This window comes from Paenibacillus methanolicus (assembly GCF_008124765.1).
In the GTDB taxonomy this organism is placed as follows: domain Bacteria; phylum Bacillota; class Bacilli; order Paenibacillales; family Paenibacillaceae; genus Paenibacillus_Z; species Paenibacillus_Z methanolicus.
Map to the genome: position 1 here is coordinate 130,071 of NZ_VNHS01000009.1, position 17,105 is coordinate 147,175.

At 60.5% G+C, this 17,105-nt stretch carries 12 protein-coding genes; 11 read left to right on the forward strand and 1 reads right to left on the reverse strand.

Going from position 1 to position 17,105, the window contains the following annotated elements:
- Positions 1-23: 23 nt before the first annotated feature.
- Entirely contained in the window at positions 24-824 is an 801-nt protein-coding gene (locus tag BCM02_RS22965; protein ID WP_148931473.1) for a Cof-type HAD-IIB family hydrolase, read from the reverse strand.
- 181 nt (positions 825-1,005) lie between these two features.
- On the opposite strand from BCM02_RS22965, the gene BCM02_RS22970 reads away from it, so the two are divergent.
- The 11 genes from BCM02_RS22970 to BCM02_RS23020 all read left to right on the forward strand — a co-directional run bounded on the left by BCM02_RS22970 (position 1,006) and on the right by BCM02_RS23020 (position 17,066).
- Positions 1,006-1,986, forward strand: a complete 981-nt coding sequence (locus tag BCM02_RS22970) for a LacI family DNA-binding transcriptional regulator (protein WP_148931474.1) — start codon at positions 1,006-1,008, stop codon at positions 1,984-1,986.
- 227 nt (positions 1,987-2,213) lie between these two features.
- Positions 2,214-2,630 (forward strand): GIY-YIG nuclease family protein, encoded by a 417-nt coding sequence (locus BCM02_RS22975; protein ID WP_148931475.1) that lies wholly within the window; start codon positions 2,214-2,216, stop codon positions 2,628-2,630.
- 39 nt (positions 2,631-2,669) lie between these two features.
- Entirely contained in the window at positions 2,670-3,938 is a 1,269-nt protein-coding gene (locus BCM02_RS22980; protein WP_246183512.1) for an MFS transporter, read from the forward strand.
- Positions 3,939-4,094: 156 nt separating this feature from the next.
- A complete protein-coding gene (locus BCM02_RS22985) occupies positions 4,095-5,144 on the forward strand; it encodes a sugar ABC transporter substrate-binding protein (RefSeq protein WP_222871028.1) in 1,050 nt (349 codons plus the stop codon).
- Positions 5,145-5,185: 41 nt separating this feature from the next.
- Complete coding sequence (locus BCM02_RS22990) at positions 5,186-6,889, forward strand: methyl-accepting chemotaxis protein (RefSeq protein WP_148931476.1); 1,704 nt, start codon at positions 5,186-5,188, stop codon at positions 6,887-6,889.
- Positions 6,890-7,111: 222 nt separating this feature from the next.
- The gene (locus BCM02_RS22995; protein ID WP_148931477.1) at positions 7,112-8,107 is read left to right on the forward strand and encodes a GNAT family N-acetyltransferase; all 996 of its coding nucleotides are present in this window, start codon (positions 7,112-7,114) and stop codon (positions 8,105-8,107) included.
- A gap of 342 nt (positions 8,108-8,449) precedes the next feature.
- On the forward strand, positions 8,450-9,046 hold the full coding sequence (locus BCM02_RS23000) for an RNA polymerase sigma factor (protein WP_342791333.1): 597 nt from the start codon (positions 8,450-8,452) through the stop codon (positions 9,044-9,046).
- Complete coding sequence (locus BCM02_RS23005; protein ID WP_148931479.1) at positions 9,043-10,599, forward strand: ABC transporter substrate-binding protein; 1,557 nt, start codon at positions 9,043-9,045, stop codon at positions 10,597-10,599. The genes BCM02_RS23000 and BCM02_RS23005 overlap by 4 nt, the downstream gene beginning before the upstream one ends.
- A complete protein-coding gene (locus BCM02_RS23010; RefSeq protein ID WP_148931480.1) occupies positions 10,596-11,945 on the forward strand; it encodes an extracellular solute-binding protein in 1,350 nt (449 codons plus the stop codon). The genes BCM02_RS23005 and BCM02_RS23010 overlap by 4 nt, the downstream gene beginning before the upstream one ends.
- Positions 11,946-12,050: 105 nt before the next feature.
- Positions 12,051-13,457 (forward strand): ABC transporter substrate-binding protein, encoded by a 1,407-nt coding sequence (locus BCM02_RS23015; protein ID WP_148931481.1) that lies wholly within the window; start codon positions 12,051-12,053, stop codon positions 13,455-13,457.
- Positions 13,458-13,622: 165 nt separating this feature from the next.
- The gene (locus BCM02_RS23020) at positions 13,623-17,066 is read left to right on the forward strand and encodes an InlB B-repeat-containing protein (protein WP_187434365.1); all 3,444 of its coding nucleotides are present in this window, start codon (positions 13,623-13,625) and stop codon (positions 17,064-17,066) included.
- The last annotated feature ends 39 nt before the right edge of the window (positions 17,067-17,105 follow it).

Sequence of the window (17,105 nt, forward strand, 5' to 3'; positions counted from 1 at the left end):
GCGACCGGAAAGCCGGCCTCGCGTTAGCGAACCAAGTAAGCGGGCTGCGGCAGACCGAGCCATTGCAGCGCGGACCATATACCATGTTCGGAGGAAGAAGCGGTGACATAGTTCGCCGCTTTTTTTGCTTCCGGGCATCCGTTGCCCATCGCGATCCCGATGCCGACGGCAGACAGCATCTCCAGATCGTTCAAGCCGTCTCCGAAAGCCGCGCAATCCTCGTAAGCGACGCCGAACGCCTGCAGCAGATGGACGAGGCCCGCCGCCTTGGAGCTTGCCGCCGGCAGGAAGTCGACCGCCTGCTCATGCCAACGGATGAACCGCAGCGAGGGGAATCGGCTAATATAAAGCGCTTCTTCCTCCGCTCTCATGAAAATGTTGCCTTGATAGACCGGCGAATGCCGATAATAATCGGGATCGACTTCCGGGTACGGCAGATTGACGGAGGCGAAGCCCGCCTCCAGGTGCGGCTCGGCCGGACGGCTGACGCAGACTTTGCCCGCGCCGCAGTAGGCGGTCATATGGCCGGCGTCGCCCGCGAACGCCGACAGCTCGCTCAGCAGATCGACAGGCATGCGATTTTCGTAGATCACGGCGCCTTCATGAACGACGTATTGGCCATTAATCGATACATAAGAGTGGATGCCGAGCTCTTCGCATACCCACGTGAAATCGGAGGGCGTACGGCCGGTCGCGATGGCGGTATGAACGCCGGCGGCTTGCAGCAGCGCGACCGCTTCTTTCGTCGAAGCGGGGATTTGGCTGGCGTGATCGAGCAGCGTGCCGTCAATGTCGAAGAGAACGAGCTTAGGTAGGGATTGCATGGGCGAAATCCGCCTTTCTGGTTGGAATCAGCAGCGTCACGCCCTCCGGTAGAGGTAACGCCGCTGCTGGTCGGCAAGCGCATGAAGCATGGCAAGGAGCGCTTGCAGAACCAAGCGTAAAGGATGAAACGCGTTTCAGGTCAAGCGCAGGCCGCGAAAAAAAATGTGGGAGGGATCGAACATGGCGAATATCCGGCAGATCGCCAAGCTGGCGGGCGTATCGGTGAGCACGGTGTCGAGGGTGCTGAACGGCCATCCGTACGTATCGGAGGACAAGCGCCGGGCGGTCGAGGACGTCATGGCGAAACTGAACTACTCGCGCAATATTAACGCCGTGCATCTGTTCCGGGGGCGGACCGATATGGTCGGGATTATGCTGCCGTCCATCAATCATCCGTATTTCTCCCGGCTGGTCGAAGGCATGTCGGACGAGGCGCTGGAACACGGCTTGCGGCTCGTTCTTTGCCAGACGGGGTACGACGAGAACGAGGAACGCCGCGCGCTTACGTTGGTGAAGGAGAAACAGATCGACGGCTTGATCGTCTGCTCCAAATCGCTCGGCTGGTCCGAAATCGCCGCCTATCGGGCGTTCGGAGCGATTGTTTCGTGCGGCGAACAGGCGGGAGAGCCGATTCCGTCCGTCTTTACCGACCATTACCGCTCATTCGAAACGGGGATCCGATATCTCGTGGACAAAGGCCACCGGAATATCGGACTATGTATGAGCCGGTACGTGAGCAGCAGCAGCGAGCGACGGCGTGCCGCGTATTTGGACGCGCTGCGGGAGGTCGGGGAACCGTATCGCGAAGCGTGGACGTTCTACGATTGTTACGGAATCGAGAGCGGCGCGGCGGTCATGCGTCGATTGCACGCGATGGAGGAGAGACCGACGGCGATGCTCGTAACGGGCGATCAGGTGGCCGTCGGCATGATGGCCGAAGCGGGAAAGCTCGGTTTGCGCGTCCCGGAGGATTTGGCGTTGATGGGGTTCGACAATCAACCGATCGCGGAGGTGCTGGGGCTGACGACGATCGATAATCATTTGTACGAAATGGGGCGCGAGGCGCTGCGGATGTTAAGAGGCGAGGTGACGGAGCCGGATGCCGAGGCGGATCGGCGCCGGGAGATCGTTTGTGAACTGATCGCCAGATCGACGGTTTGAGGGAAGATGAGTGGTTTGTTGTATATATTTAGACGATTATTAAATATGTTTGGTGTTCTGGTGAGATAAATATTAAAACTACAGCCGTCTGCCGTGTTGGCAGACGGTTTTTTCGTTATTTAGTAAAAGTGGTTGATAAAATAAAATAGATGTTTTATTATTACGTCTATAAATAAAACAAACGGAATTAGTCTTTGGCTAAATTATTGAGGAGGACTTATCGCGTTATGGACAGAAGAAAAGAGTTGCAGCATGAATACGGCATGAAGAAGCGACAGATGGGCGTTTATCAAATCATCAACTCGAATAATGGCAAACGATTTATTAATTCGTCTAATTCATTAAGTTCGGTTTGGCAACGCGATCGTTTCGTGTTAGACCTCGGTTCGCACATGAACAAATCTCTTCAGGCGGAGTATTCGGCCAGCGGCGGGGCGGGCTTCGAATTCGAGGTGCTGGAGGAGCTAAAGCTCGACGATACGGTGCGTCATGATTATAAGGATATCGCGGATCCGGACGGTACCGGCGCGAACCGACTGGTGGCGATGGGGTATAGGGACGCGCTGCGCAGGTTGGAGGAGAAGTGGTTGGCGCAATTGGCGAGCTACGAACCGGAAGGCTATAACCGAAGAAGAAGCACGTGAATCGATTCGGAAAGTTCATGATGAAGGGAGTTTATTACCGTGTCTAATCCAGCTGTATCGAAGAAAAGCCCTGGCATTCTGAGCAATCCGTTCATCCGCACGGCCATGCTGTCGCATATGATGCTGCAAATCGGCATTTGGGTGAGAAATTTCTCCGTCCTGCTCTATGTGACGGAGAGGACGGATCAAGATCCGGTCGCGGTCTCGCTTATTTCGGTGGCGGAATTCGCCCCCATCTTTATCTTCTCGTTCATCGGCGGCACGTTCGCCGATCGGTGGCGTCCCAAACGAACGATGGTCGGCTGCGATCTGCTGTCCGCCTTTTCCGTGTGCGCGGTGCTGCTCACCTTGGCGTTCGAAGTATGGGAGGCGGTGTACTTCGCCACTTTCGTCTCGGCGGTACTGTCGCAATTCTCGCAGCCGTCAATGATGAAATTGTTCAAGCGCCAAGTGCCGCCGGAGCAGCAGCAGGGCGCGATGGCAATGACGCAGACGCTGACCGGGGTGTTCATGGTGCTCGGACCCGCGATGGGCGGGGCGATCTACGGCGCATTCGGAATCGAGGCGTCGCTGGGCTTCACCGGCGCGGCATTCCTGGCCTCGGCCCTCATCCTGCTGCGTCTGCCGAAGGACGACGCGCCGGCGTCGGCGGGCGGGCAGCGGCGCCGGTTCTCGGCGGAACTGGGCGACGGGTTCCGGTACGTGCTGCGCAACAAGGTGCTCCGGACGCTTAGCATCACGTTCGCGATGGTCGGTCTATCGAGCGGCATCGCGAACACGCTCGGCATCTTCGTCGTGACCGATTTGCTCGGCAAGCCGGAATCGTTCGTTCAATACTTCCAGATGGCGAACGGCGCCGCGGTGCTGGCAGGCGGGATTTCCGTGGCATTCTTGGCGAAGAAAATGTCGCCGCCGCAAATGCTGTTGTTGGCGCTCGCGTTCGATGCGGCGGCCTTGATCGGCATGGGGTATTCGACGATCACGGGGCTTACGCTCGCTTTGAATGCCGTGGCGGGTTTCTTCTTCCCCGTCATTCAAGTGGCGATCAGCACGATGATGATTCGATGGACGGAAGGAGCTTTCATGGGGCGCGTCGGCGGGGTCATGATGCCGATGTTCACCGGCACGATGGTGCTGATGATGGCGGTCAGCGGGCCGCTGCTCCACGTGTTCTCGCTAGGCACGATGGCCATTATCTCTGGCGCGTTCATGTTGGCCGGCGGCATGCTGCAATTCGCGATCATGAAAGAGCGCGCGCCTTCGTCCGCGCAGCAGGGGCCGGCGTCGCCGACATCTTCGGCCGTTTAGCAGACGCCGATCTGCATCCATCGCAAAGGGCTATCCTCGGGGATAGCCCTTTTTTCTTTTTCATCTGGAAAAAACTGTTTCTTATCAGGGACCGGCGATCGTCCGATATTTTATCCATCATCTAGAACCTACATCCAGAGAAGGAGACAAGCGATTATGAAACGTGTACGCCCCTCGGTGTTAATGGCCGGCATCGCGCTGCTGATGCTAACGGCCGGGTGCTCGGGAGCCGCGAATACCCCGTCCACTGACGAACAGAAGCAGTTGATCGGTCTCTCGATCCACAATCTGATCGACGAACGCTGGCAGCGCGACCGCGACATGTTCGAAGGCAAGGCGTCCGGACTTGGAGCGGACGTGGTCACGGTCGAGGCGGGCGGCGACGAGCAGAAGCAGCTGAGTCAGATCGATGAGCTGCTCGAACAGAACATCGACGTGCTGGTGGTCGTAGCCCAGAATACGGAGAACATGAAGTCCGCCGTCGACAAGGCGCGCGCCAAAGGCGTGAAGGTGCTTTCCTACGCGCGCCTCATGAAGAACGCCGACGTTGATTTTTACGTGTCGATCGACAACGTGAAGGCCGGCGAGATGCAGGCGGAAGAGATCCTGAAGCTGGCGCCGACGGGGAATTACGCTTATATCGGCGGAGGCGATACGGATAACAACGCCGTGCTGCTGCGCGACGGATCGATGAACGTGCTGAAAGCAAACAGCGGCATTACGCTCGTTGGCGACGAATACTCGAAGGATTGGAACCCGGACGAAGCGCTCAAACATATGCGGGCGATGCTTGCGAAGACGGGCGGCAACATCCAAGGCGTCGTGGCGGCGAACGACGGCACGGCCGGCGCGGCGATTCAGGCGCTAGCCGAATACGGTCTGGACGGCAAAGTGCCGGTATCCGGCCAAGACGCCGAGCTGGCTGCGCTGCAGCGCGTCGCGGCCGGCAAACAGGCGATGACGATTTACTTGCCGATCGAGAACATGGTCACCGCGACGGTAGAGGCGGCGGTCGAGCTGTCGCAAGGCAAGGAACCGGCGGCGAATAACAAGGTGCCGAACGGGTTGAAGGACGTGCCGTCCAATCTGCTGGAGCCGGTCATCGTGACGAAGGCGAATTTGAAGGAAACGGTTATCGATTCCGGATTCGCGCAGCTAGAGGACGTCTACAAGGATATCCCGAAGGACCAGTGGCCGGCTTCCTAAACATCCGGATGCATCACAACACAGACAGGAGCTGACAACCTATGAGATTCACCATCCGGGCCAAATTGTTCAGCGGCTTCCTTGCCTGCGTCTGCTTGCTTCTGATCGGAAGCATAACGGGACTCTTGCAGATGAACGGTCTTGGCGCCACGGTTACGAACGTGACCGGCACGAATTTGCAAAGCGTAATTCTCATTAACGATATGGGATTGTCGATGAAAAGCATGGAGAACAGCCTTCTCCAAATGATGAGCAGTACCAAATACAGCGAGCTGCAGACGCTGAAGGCGTCCGTGCTCGAAGAGCAGAAGAAGATGGAAGCGCTGCAGAACCAGTATGCGGGGTTGGCGCAAGACGAGTCGATGAAGCGCGACTACTTCCAATTCGGCAGCGACTGGGAAGCATTCTCGGCGCAGCTGCCTTCGCTGGTGAAGAGCCTGGAGTCGACGAACAAGGCCGATATCCCGGTCAGAACCGTCAACTACATGAAATATTTGAGCAAAAAAGCGGGCGAATCGGTGAAAAGCCTCGTCGAGGTGAACCGCGCCCAAGCCACTTCCGAGGCGGCGAACGCCCAGAAGACGCTCAGTTCCGGCAAGACGATCGTCCTTGTGATGGCGGTAGCGGGCTTGGTGCTCGCCATGGTCGTCGCGACGTGGATCTCGATGCTGATCGGCGGCGCGATCGGGAAGATGAAGAGCTACGTTTCCCAGGTCGCGCTGGGCGATCTGACGGCGGTGCCGCCGGTGATCAAGACGCGCGACGAAATTAGCGATCTGGCCGAGCATATGAAGCTGCTCTCGGCGAGCTTGCGCGAGAAGCTGTCGAACGTGATCTTGGGCTCGCAGCAGCTGGCCGCCACGTCGGAGCAGCTGACCGCGTCCGCCGAGCAGACGGCCAAGTCGACCGAGACGATTACGCTCGCGGTGCAGGAGATCGCGCAGGGAGCCGAGCAGCAGGTGAGCACGATTCTGAAATCGATCGACTCGTCGGAGCAGCTGACCGCAAGCGTCGATCATGTCAACGAATCGCTCGGCGAAGTATCCGCTACCTCGAATCAAGCGATCAAGATGACCGAACGCGGCAATACCGTTATCGCGCAGTCGGTCGCCCAGATCGACGTTATCGCCAGCAAAGTGACGTCCTCCTCGGAGTACGTGTTCTCGCTCGGCCAGAAATCCGAGCAAATCGGCAGCATCGTCTCCGTGATCTCGGGCATCGCCGCCCAGACGAACATGCTCGCGCTGAACGCGGCGATCGAAGCGGCGCGCTCCGGCGTGCACGGCCGCGGCTTCGCGGTCGTCGCGGAGGAAGTGCGCAAGCTGGCGGTCCAGTCCAGCGGCGCCGCCAGCCAGATTTCGGGACTCATCCAAGATATTCAAAGCCAGATTCACCACGCGATTCACGCGATGGAGCAAGGCAACGACGCGGTGAGGGAAGGCATGGTCATCATCGGCGACGCCGGTTCCGCCTTCGAGCAGATCCGCGCATCCATCGTCGCGATGGACGGCCGCTCGCAGGGAGCGGTGCGCGACGCGCACGCGATCCGCGAGGAGACGAACCAAGTGGCGGCCGATCTGGCCACGATCTCCCGGGTGGCGCAGACCGCATCCCGCCATACGCAAGGCGTCGCGGCGTCCGCGCAAGAGCAGAACGCCACGATGGAGGAGATAGCGGCCGCCTCGGCGATGCTCGCGAGGTTGGCCGAAGATTTGCAGGACGCGCTCTCGACGTTCAAGCTGTAGATTGGACGCGGGTTGACGTCGCAGCCCGATAACCTCGCCAATCCGTAAAGAAGCCCTCTTGTCCGTCGGGACAGGAGGGCTTTTTTGGCGAGCGGCAGCATCTCGCCTCCTCTTCGCTTTCAGCGAACTTCAACTATACCCAAATTCTACCATGCAGCATCGCATCCGCCGTGTGATAATGGAATTCAAACGGAAGCGATCCCATGATAGAGGAGAAGATGAATGCCAACATTTACGATTCGAAAAATGCGCCAGCCCGAGGATTTCGCCGCCGCGGCGCAGCTGCTCAATTGCGTCAACTCGGAGCCGACGACGGCCGAGCGTCTGGAAGAAGAAGAGAAACAAATTCCGCCGGGTCAGCTCCATTACGACGATCAAGGCCGTCTGATGGGCTGGGACCGTCCGCAATGGGTGGCGGAAGACGAACGAGGAACGGTCATCGCGTACGCGATCGCATGGCGCGCGCCGTGGACGGAGCCGGGCGGGCTGATTCAGACGCTTGTCGTGCATCCGGACCATCGCGGCTCGGGCGTCGGCGGCGCGCTGCACGACGCGCTGCTCGGGTGGGCGGAGGAAGTGAAGGCTTCCCGGTTGATCGACTACGGCGTGCGGGAGACGGACGAGGCGTCGATCGCGTTCGCCGAACGCCGGGGATACGCGAAGGACCGGCATTCGTTCGAGTCCGTGCTGGAGCTGGCCTCGTTCGACGACGGCCGGTTCGAGGACGCGATCCAAGCGGCGGAGCAGAGCGGCATCCGATTCATAACGTTCGCCGATGAGCCGGCGGAAGAAGCGAGCGAGCGGAAGCTGCATGAGCTGTACAAGGCGACGCATCCGGACATTCCGGGCTACGCCGGGGACTACCCATGGTTCGAGGAATGGAAGAAGTGGAGCCTCGACCCGCCGGGCTTCCGTCCGGAATGGATCCACCTCGCCATGGACGGCGATCGCTACGTCGGCGTCGTCACGCTGCACCAGAATGAGCGGACAGGAGCGATGTATCACGACTACACGTGCGTGCTGCCGGAATATCGCGGCCGGCGGCTCGCGCTCGCGCTGAAGGTGCTTGCCGCCCGGACGGCCCGCGATCACGGCGTTCCTTACCTGCGGACGCACAACGATTCGATGAACGCGCCGATGCTGCGGATCAACCGGGATCTGCTGGGCTTCCGGGCGGAGCCCGGGCTGTACAAGATGATCCGGGAACTGCGCGCGTAGATTTGGCCGGATGACAGAGTCGGCGGAAGGCGAAAGCAGCCGCCGATGGCAGAGCGGATAGCACGGTCCAAGGGATTTCCGGCACGACGGCTAAATGGGGAAGCAATAGCCGGGAACGGATGGCGGTAATGGAACATAGGTAGGCAACGAACACGGGCTGCAGCCGCGAATGACGCGGATGGCGGTCCGTGTTTTTTTGTATTGTGCTCAGTTGGAATCGGAGGATAAAATGGAATTCGTGCCCAGATGAGAGATTCGGTGGAATCTATCGTTCGGATAAGTCTACAAAATATTTTCGGGAATAAGGGAACTATTTTCCAACGCTTCCGTCTACTTGCCGAGGTGAACGAGTTGCAATTCGAATTTTTGAAGCATGTCACGGGCGGACTGGACCGCGATGCGGTGCTGGGCGAGCTGATGCGGGAATACGGCAAGGACGTGTGGAATTTCTCGTTCTTCCTGACGCGCAGGCGCGAGCTGGCCGACGACATCGCGCAGGACGCGTTCGTGAAAGTATACGAGCGGCTGTACGATTTCCGCGGCCAATCCTCCGTCCGCACGTGGCTGCTGGCCATTACGCGCAATACGGCGATCGACGCGCTTCGTTCGTCGTGGCTGAAGCGGGTCATTCTGCAGCCGGGTCGGATCGAGCGATTCGCATCTCCGTCCGCCGAGCAGGAGACGATGCGGCGGCTGGAAGCGGACGAGTTATGGGATTCGGTGCTGGACCTGCCGCGCAAGCTGCGGGAGGTGCTGCTGCTAAGCTGCCACTACGGGCAATCGATGCGCGAGATCGCGGAGCTGCTCGGCATCTCCGAGGGCACGGTGAAGTCGCGTCTGCATCGGGCTCGGGCGGCGGTCAACCGGAAGCTGGCGCGCGGCGCCTTCGATGCCGCGGATCGCGCGGCCGACCTTTCAGTAGAGGAGACGTTGTCATGACCGAGCGGACGCAGGATTGGCAGAAGCGGCTCCGGGGAGAGCCGCCGATCGAGAACGGATTCACCTCGCAATTAGAACGAAAGGTGAGGGAGAGGATCCGAATGAAGACGAGAGGGCGGCGCGCGCCGCTGCGGATGGTTGCGGCCGCGATGAGCATCGCGGTGCTCGCCGGCGGCGGATGGTGGTTCAAGGACGATATACAGGGACTGATGGCGAAGGAAGCGCGGTCCGACGTGCCGGCCGCGCTGCGGAACGATCCGCTGGCGGATACGGCCGTGGAGCTGAAGGTACAGCAAGATTCGATGTCCAGTTTCCTGTTCGATCATTACGGCAAGAAGATGTTCATCATTCGCCATCCGTCGGTGAGCTTTCGGTCGCTAACCCCGCCCGCCATGGATGCATCGGGCGACATGGCGAAGTGGACGCAGGCCTTTGAGACGTGGATGGATGAAGCAAGGCCGGACGTGCTGCAGCTGCCGTACAACGTGTACGTCGAGTTGGCGGCCAAAGGAAAGCTGCTCTCGCTCGAATCGCGCATCAAGAGCGCGGACGTCGGTCTGGATGCTTATTACGAACCGGTCACCGAGCTGCTCCGGCTGGGCGGCGGGGGCGAGCTGTACGGACTGTCCGCCAGTTTCGATACGAGCGTCGTGTATATTAACCGGAAGCTGTTCGAGTCCCGGAACGTGGCGTTCTCTGCCGAGAGCGGCATGACGGTGGACGAAATCCTGGCGACGGCCGCTCGCTTCGCCGGTACGGGCACGGCCGGATTGTACGGGCAGAGCGGGGATCAGACGTACAAGATCGTCAATTTCATGGGCGAGACGTCGGGGCTGCAATCGGTCGCGTACCAAGACGGCGCTTGGCGGGCGACGGTCGGCACGGAGGGCTGGCAGGACATCTGGCGGAAGATGGCCGAAGGGACGAAGACGGGCTGGCTGCGGCATGCCAAGCCGCTCGGGAACAACTATACTTACGACGATCGGATGAAGCAGGACGCCTTCGCGCAAGGCGAAGCGGCGATGGCAATTGGCGGCGCGGCCTATGCGCATCTGTTGGAGGAATACAAGTCGTTGGGCCAAATCCAGGACGATTGGATCGCCGTGCCGATCAAGCCGGCCGACGGTGCGCCGAACCAAGACAGCTTCCTCGCGCCGGGCACCGTCTATGCCGTCAACGCGGCCTCCGCGAATCAAGAAGCGGCATGGGAGGTCGTGAAGTTCATGGCCGGGCGGGAGTTCGGCAAGAAGCTGCTGACGACCGGCGTCCAATCGGATCTGCTCAGCAGCCGGTTAGATGTGCTAGGCGCTGATGAACAGAAGCGGTGGGAGGCGTTCTATGCGGGAGCGGCGGATCCGGCGCAAGCCTACAAGCAGCTGACGGCCGCGAAGCCGAGTTACTGGAGAGCGACCGGCGTGCTCGCCGAAGCGGGCGCGAAGTATATGAAGGCCGTGACCGATGGCGAGCTGACGGCGGCGGAGGCGCTTGAGCGCATGCAGGCCGAGCTGGATAAAGCGCTTCCCTTTGTCGGATTGGAGGTTACTGACCAGTGACGTACGCGGGACGGAGAGGACCCGGCAGACGTGCGCTGCCGATGATGTTGCTGTTGCTAATCGCTGCTGCCCTGCTCGGCGGCTGCGCGGAAGAGAATACCGCGGCGGCGAAGAGGCCGCTCAAGATCGCGGTCGTGAACGAGGACTGGTATCGATATTTCTACGGGGACTACATCGAAGCCGCGTTTCCCGACCAGCCGATCGAGTTGATCGTGACGGAGACGGATGACCGGCAGCCGCCGACCTATGAGCAGTACAAGCGGCAGCTTGCGGAGACGCAGCCGGATTTGATTTTGGACGACCGGGATTTCTACCGGCGCTTGGCGGAGGACGGATTGCTCGCGGATTTGTCCGTTCGGATGAAGGCGGACGGCATGGACGAGAAGCGATATTTGCGCGGGATGCTCGAAGGGATGAAGGTCGGCGGTCAGCTGTACGGGCTGTCGCCGTGGTTCGATGCCTCGTTCCTGACGTATAACGAAGACCTGTTCCGCCGCTATGGCATCGATCCGCCGCGAAGCGGGATGACGATGGCGGAGGTGCTGGCGCTGGCGGACGAGTTCGCGCGGGCGGGCAGCGCGAAGGACGGCATCTACGGGTACCACGAGAATTTGCAAAGCATGCCCTACGATCACCTTTTCCTGTTCGCCTTCTGGGAAGGGATTCGGATGTATAATGCCGACTCGGGGAAGGTGACGCTGAATACCCCCGCATGGGAGCGGATCGCCAAGAGTATCATCGACGCCTACCGTTCGGGCACGTTCTACATGCAGAACATCGAGGGCCGGGTGGAGGACGGCCGGACGTATTTCGATAAAGAGATGATGGAGGCGGGCGATCTGTTCGGCCAAGGCAAGGCGGCGATGACGATCGGCGGCTATCGCGAGGACGGCGCGGCGTTCAAGATCGGGCAGGTTGCGGGGCCGGTCAGCTCGGCGAATCCCGGTCAATCGGCGACGGTAACGCTGCACCAGTTCATGGGCGTCTATTCATCGGCGGAGCAGCCGGATCGCGCTTGGGAGGTGATCCGGTTCATGATGAGCGACTACGTGGCCAAGGCGAGCGTCGCGGTCGACGAAGGACGATACACGACCAATCGGGCGTATTTGGACTATCGGCCGGATCCGATCGTGTCGGAGGCGTACGAGCTGCTGCCTATGCCGTATATCGAGACGAACCCGGAGACGATGGAACGCTACGATTGGGCCGTGTTCCACAAGTCGTTCGAGGACATGATCGACGCGGAGATGACGAAGGCGATCAACGGCGAGCGGACCGCCGCGCAGGCGATGTCGGCGATTCAGAAGGAAGGGCAGGCGCTGTTAGACGGGGCGCGGCGGGATTAGCGGGAAGGCGCTCGAATTAAGCGGATATAGCGGGTCAAGACCTTTTCATGTTGCGTCGGCTTCATATTGAATGGATACATAGCGGTTGTATAAGGAGTAACAGGGATGCGAACAAGATGGCAATGGAGTGAATTTTTTGGCTGGAGCGGCTCCGGGACACGTTCTTTCTTGCTTGCTCGAGCCGCGTTGGCGGCGGTCATGATCGTCATTCCGCTTATGCTCGCGACCGGGTGCGCCGAGCAAGCGGGGACGCGCGGGCAGCCCGTGCTTAAAGTAGTTGCCGCAAGCCAAGAGGAGTTCGACCGCAACTACGGCGATTATATCGCGGCGGCTTTCCCGGAGCTAAAGGTAACGGTGATCGAGACGAACGCGGCGAATCCGGTCGGCATCACCGCCGCTCAGTACGAGCAGCTTCTGCAGGCGGAGCAGCCGGATTTAATCTGCTTCTCGTACAATCCGAATTTGTACCGGGAGCTTGCCGCCAGCGGCTTCCTGACGGATTTGTCGGCGAGGATGCAGGCGGATGGATTTGCGGAATCGGATTACTATGCGGGCATGATCGAGGGACTGCGGATCGACGGGACGTTGTACGGACTCGCGCCGACGTTCCAGACCTCCTCGCTGGTGTACAATGAGGAGCTTTTTCGGAAGTATGGCATAACGCCGCCTCGGAACGGCATCACGTCGGAAGAGCTGTACGCGCTGGCGAACGAGTTCGCGCAGGCGGGGAGCGGACGGGACGACGTGGCAGGGCTGCATTTGGCTCATGTGGTGCGTCCGTTCGATCATCTGTGGAACTTCAGCATGCGGGAGGGCATGACGCTCTATAACATGAAGACCGGGAAGGTGACGATCGATACGCCGCTATGGGAGCGATTCGTCGGGACGCTGCTGCGCGGCTACAAGCTGGGGACGTTCGCGCTGCGCCCGGGCGAGAGCGATGGCGTGCTCGACCAGACCTTTAATACGGGGAAAGCCGCGATGTCGATCGAGGTGTTCAACACGTCGGAGCTGTTCGCGTTCGCCGGCGTGGGACAGGAGCGCGCCTTTCGGGTCGGGAAGGCTGTCGGGCCGCTCGGCATGGACAGTCCGAACCGCAGCGACGATATTTACTTCCCGGGCGTGGTGGCGATTCCGGCATCCGCGAAGGAGCCGGAGCAGGCCTGGACGGTGACGAAATTCCTCATGAGCGACTATATGGCGAAGGTGTGGAACGCCCTCTCGAACTCGAACCTGCCGGCGAATCGCGCCTATATGGACTATAACGACGATCCGGTGCTGCCGGGGTTGTACGAGCTGCTTCCGAAGCCGGCTTTCCCGCTGGATACGCTCAACGGCGACTACGGCCCGAAGTTCATGACGCGGTTCGGCGAATTGGTCAATCGCGTGTTCGAAGATGCGGTCGCGCATGGAACGGGCGCAAAGGAAGTCGTGCGGTCGCTCCAGTCGGAGGGGCAGAAGCTGATGGATGCGCATAAGCTGGCGCCCGGGGCGCGGAAGAGCGGGGGATGACCTCCGTTCTTTTTGGCGATGGCCTCCTTCCTACAACCAGCGGAGGCCATACAATGTGACAGATTGCCGAATATAGTCGAAATCACTGGGCGTAAGCGCCCGGGCGCGTTACTATTAGAGGATGGACAGATCATCTTCAGGAGAAGAAGCGCGGAGGCTGCAAATTTGAGAGAACGTGTATCGAGAAGACTTATGCATATCATGTTGGCGTTGTTGATCGGGACGGTTACCGTGCTCGGCGGCGCGTCGCCAAGCCGAACCGCGCATGCGGCGGCCGGCCAGCCTTTGCTGGGCGAGATCAAGCTTTTTCCCTATGGGATCGCGCCTACGGGGTGGATATATCTCGAAGGCCAGGAGTTGGATATGAGAAGCAATACGGCACTGTTCGCCTTGTTGGGCGATCGATTTGGCGGAGACGGAAAACTCACGTTTCGCGTGCCGAATTTAAAGGGGAAAGAACCGCTTCCGGGAACGGGCTACTATATGGCCACCGTTGGATCGTTCCCTAGCCGGGAGGGGGGCGGCAATCCGAACGCATCCATGTTGGGTGAAATTCGGATTTTGCCCTACGTGTTTGCGCCCGATCATACGCGGCGGGCCGATAACGCCATCTTGGAGAGCGCGGAGTACCCGGCGCTTTACGGACTTCTGGGCAATCGGTTCGGGGGCTCCGACCAGTTCGGGACGTTCGCGCTGCCGGGGCTCGACCCGCTTGCGGAAGGCGTGAATTATTATGTCACGACCATTGGTTCGATGCCGACCCCGGAAGGGACTGGTAATGAATTTTACGGGGAGCTGCTGTTATTCCCTTATGATCTCCCTGCCGTTGCGGGTAGCGGACGGATCGTGCGAGCCGACGGTTCCGATATGGCTATCGGTCAGAATCAGGCGCTTTTTTCGTTGCTCGGAATCAAGTTCGGGGGCGATGGCAGAACGACGTTCAAGCTTCCGAACTTATCGGGTGTTAATCGGCCGGAGCTGCAGGTTCACATCGTACAGAAAGGTTGGGAGTTCCCAAGGTACGAACAAGCCGACAACCCGGTCGCGGCCGATGATCGGTACGGCATCGAACCGAATTCCGCTTTGACCATCCCGGCGCCCGGCGTGCTGGCCAACGATCAGCGCGCGCTCACGGCGAAACTAATGGATTCGCCCTCGCATGGGACGCTAACGTTCTCGCCGGATGGATCATTCGAATATAAGCCTCATTCGAATTATGTCGGCCGGGACTTTTTCACCTACGTCGCCAGCAATGAATCCGGTTCAAGCGGTAATTTGGGGAGCGTCTATATTACGGTAGAACCGAAGACGGTCATTGGAGGCGTGGAGAACGACGCCCGCTATAACCGGGATGTAACGATCACCTTCACTGGCGGATTGGCAACCTTGAACGGCAGCGCGATCGCAAGCGGCGTCCAAGTCGGCGAGGAGCGAGACTATGAATTGATCGTGACCTCCGCCGTCAGCGGTACCGCGACGACGATTCGTTTCGCGATCGATAAGACGCCGCCCGTTGTAACGGGGGTGGAGGCAGGCCGGGAATATGAGACGCCGCCTACCGTGACGTTCAATGAAGGAACGGCCACGCTTGACGGGCGGCTAATTCCGAGCGAGACGGTCGTCGACGGCGAGGGGCCGCATACGCTGATCGTTACCGATTCGACAGGGAACGTCACAACGATCGACTTCTCGGTACATCTGGCCAGGACGGTGACGTTCGAGAGCAACGGCGGCTCGGCGGTAGGGAGCCGGACGGTGGCGTACAACGCGAGCGTTACCGCGCCAGTGGCGCCGACGCGCGAGGGGCATATGTTCGGCGGGTGGTACGCGGACAGCGGGCTGACGACGTCGTATGATTTTGCCGCGCCGGTGAAGTCGGACATTACGCTGTATGCGAAATGGACGGTCAACACGCATGCGGTGACGTTCGAGAGCAATGGCGGCTCGGCGGTCGCAAGCCGGACGGTGGCGTACAACGCGAGCGTTACCGCGCCAGTGGCGCCGACGCGCGAGGGGCATACGTTCGGCGGGTGGTACGCGGACAGCGGGCTGACGACGGCATATGATTTTGCCGCGTCGGTGAAGTCGGACATTACGCTGTATGCGAAATGGACGGTCAACACGCATGCGGTGACGTTCGAGAGCAATGGCGGCTCGGCGGTCGCAAGCCGGACGGTGGCGTACAACGCGAGCGTTACCGCGCCAGTGGCGCCAACTCGCGAGGGGCATACGTTCGGCGGGTGGTACGCGGACAGCGGGCTGACGACGGCATATGATTTCGACGCGCCGGTGAAGTCGGACATTACGCTGTATGCGAAATGGACGGCAATCCCGACGCCTTCGATTCCTTCGACGCCGGGTGCGACGCCGCCCTCGAATCCTTCTGAGCCGAACCCGAGTACCGCGGGCCAAACGAAGGTCACGGTCGGCGGCCTGGATGCGGGCGCGGTCATGACGAAGGGGACGACGGCTGACGGCCGCAAGATGATGAGCGTATCTTTCGATCCGGTTAAATTGGCGAAGGCTCTGGCTGCCATCGCGGGCACGGCGAAGCCGATCGCGATTGAAGGAAGCGAAGATGTCGTTCAAGTCGAACTGCCATCCCGCGTCCTGACGGATTTGGCCGGCATCGCGCCCGAGACCCGAATCGATGTCATCGTGGACGGGGCAAGCTACTTGCTCCCGGTCGGACTCATCGGAGCTGGCGGGCTGCCTGAGACGGTGACGCTCACGATCGGCAAAGCTTCCGAAGCCGCGAACCGCGAGCTTGAAGCGTCGGCCGCCAAGCAAGGGGCCAAGCTGCTGGTAGAACGTCCGATCGAGTTCGAACTGGAGATCGACGGACGAACCGTGAACGAATTCGGCGGCGTCTATGTCGAGCGCACGATCGTGCTCCGAGGAGAGACAAAAGGAGCCGTCGGCGTCTGGCTTGCCGCGGACGGGACGCTCCGCTTCGCGCCTTCCTTCGTATCGGAGCGGGGCGGCGTGCCGGTTCTCGTCATTCGGGCGCCGCATAACAGCGTCTATGCCGCGATCTCGTCCAGCTCGGCCTTTGGCGATATGCGGGGACATTGGGCGCAGCAAGAGGCGGATCTGCTGGCGGGTAGCTTCATTCTCCAAGGCACGTCGGCCGCGAAGTTCGCGCCGGATCAAGCCGTCACCCGCGCGGAATTCGCGGCGATGCTGACCCGGGCCTTGGGCTTGGCGGAGACGGCTTCGCGGGAAGCGTTCACGGATGTCGCCGCCGGAGCCTGGTATGCCGATGCGGTCGAAGCGGCGCGCCTAGCTGGCTTGGTCGCAGGCGGTCCGGACGGCGCTTTCCATCCGTCGGCGAACATCACCCGGGAGGAAATGGCCATGATGCTGCTTCGCGCATACCGGTTCGCAGGCGGCAAGGCCGTTGCGGCGGAGCCGAACGCGCTGGAGCGGTTCCGGGATCGCGAGGAGATCTCTCCTTGGGCGGCGGAAAGCGCGGGGCAAGCCGTATCGCTTGGACTGATCGGCGGAACGCCGGACGGTGCCTTCGAAGCGGACGAATCGGCCGACCGCGCGCAAGCGGCCGTCATGCTGACGCGTTTGCTGCAGGCGCTCGGCTATTTGGAAGCGTAAGTATGGGAAAGGGGTTGTCCGAGACGGCTTAGCCGTCTC